Raw genomic sequence first — 1596 nt, 5'->3', positions numbered from 1 at the left:
GCCGCCACCGGCCATGCGGGCGCGAAGGCGGCATTCAGCGCATGAAACACGCCGAACATGCTCGCCAGGCACGGCATGGCGAGCAGGGCGGCCAGCGCGCGCAGCCGCCAGCGCGTGATCTCGCCGCGATTCACCAGCACGAATCCCCAGGCCAGCAGCACCAGCGCCGGCAGCGCGCCGGCCACGCCGAAGCCCTGAAGCAGCAGGTCCGCCAGGATCGCGCCGAACCTTCCCGCGAGATTCTGCGGCGGCAGGCTGGAGGCCGTGTCGAGCGACGGATCGCCGGCATGATACGAGACCAGCGACACCAGCACCGTCAGGCCGGCCAGGACAGCGCAGAGCGCCCCGAGTTCGGCGAGGTGCCGAACGAAGCGCGCCTTCAGGGCCGGCGAGAGGAACTGGCGGGATTCGGTGGTCGCGGACATGCTTCGGTCAGGCTCCGGAAATGCGGCGTGGCGTGAACTATAACCCGAATCACCCTGATCTGACAAAGAAAATGGCCGGAAGCACCGCTCCGGCCATTTCCGCGATCCCGCAGCGCGGCGAAATCAGTAGCCGTGCTGCAGCACCTCGCCGTGCTCGGAAATGTCGAGCCCCTCGCGCTCGGCGTCCGGCGACACGCGCAGACCCATCGTGACGTCGATGATCTTCAGGATGACATAGGAAACGATGCCGCTGTAGAGCAGCGTGACGACGATCCCCTCCGCCTGCAGCACCATCTGGTGCGGATTGCCGGCCAGCAGGCCGTTGGTGCCGCCGATCGACTTCACCGCGAAAACACCGGTGAGCAGCGCGCCGGCAATGCCGCCGAGACCGTGCACGCCCCAGACATCGAGCGCGTCGTCGTATCCGAACATGCGCTTGAACCCAGTCACCCCCCAGAAGCAGACGACACCGGCGACAAGGCCGATGACCAGCGCCCCGCCGACCGGCACGAAGCCGCAGGCCGGGGTGATGGCGACGAGGCCGGCCACCGCGCCCGAAACGGCGCCGAGCAGGCTCGGCTTGCCCTTGATCATCCACTCCACGAGCGTCCACGAGAGAACCGCCGCGGCGGTCGCGAGATGGGTATTGATCATCGCATAGCCCGCCTGGCCGCCCGAGGTGAGCGCCGAGCCGGCATTGAACCCGAACCAGCCGACCCAGAGCAGCGAGGCGCCGACCAGCGTGTAGCCGAGATCGGCCGGCGCCATGTTGACGCTGCCATATCCCGTCCGCTTGCCGACCATGATGGCCGCGATCAGTCCCGCCGTTGCCGAATTGATGTGCACCACCGTGCCGCCGGCGAAGTCGAGCACTCCCTGGCCGCCGAGGAATCCGCCCGGCCCCCACACCATGTGCGCGATCGGCGCATAGACCGCGATCAGCCATACGCCGAGAAAGACCATGGCCGAGGAGAACTTGAGCCGGTCGGCCGGTCCGCCGAGGATGAGCACCGGCGTGATGATCGCGAAGGTGCACTGGAACATGCAGAACACCGTCTCCGGAATCGTGCCCGACAGCGTGCCCGTGCCATCCCCCATCAGCATCACCTGCGACAGGCCGCCGATGAACGGATTGCCCTTCGTGAAGGCGAGCGAGTAGCCGATCACCACC

2 protein-coding genes are annotated in these 1596 nt (G+C 67.5%); both read right to left on the bottom strand.

The genetic code is table 11. The features are described from left to right. Positions 1–425, bottom strand: a 425-nt coding sequence (locus tag APM_RS12135; protein WP_007423673.1) for a DNA translocase FtsK 4TM domain-containing protein, incomplete at its 3' end; no start/stop codon positions are given. A 123-nt stretch (positions 426–548) separates the two neighbouring features. Further along, positions 549–1596 (bottom strand): ammonium transporter (locus APM_RS12130; protein WP_007423672.1); only part of this gene is annotated, 1048 nt, incomplete at its 5' end.

This window comes from Acidiphilium sp. PM (assembly GCF_000219295.1).
Lineage (GTDB): Bacteria > Pseudomonadota > Alphaproteobacteria > Acetobacterales > Acetobacteraceae > Acidiphilium > Acidiphilium multivorum.
The sequence above is the reverse complement of the archived record's forward strand: the minus strand, read 5'-3'. Positions and strand labels throughout refer to the sequence as shown.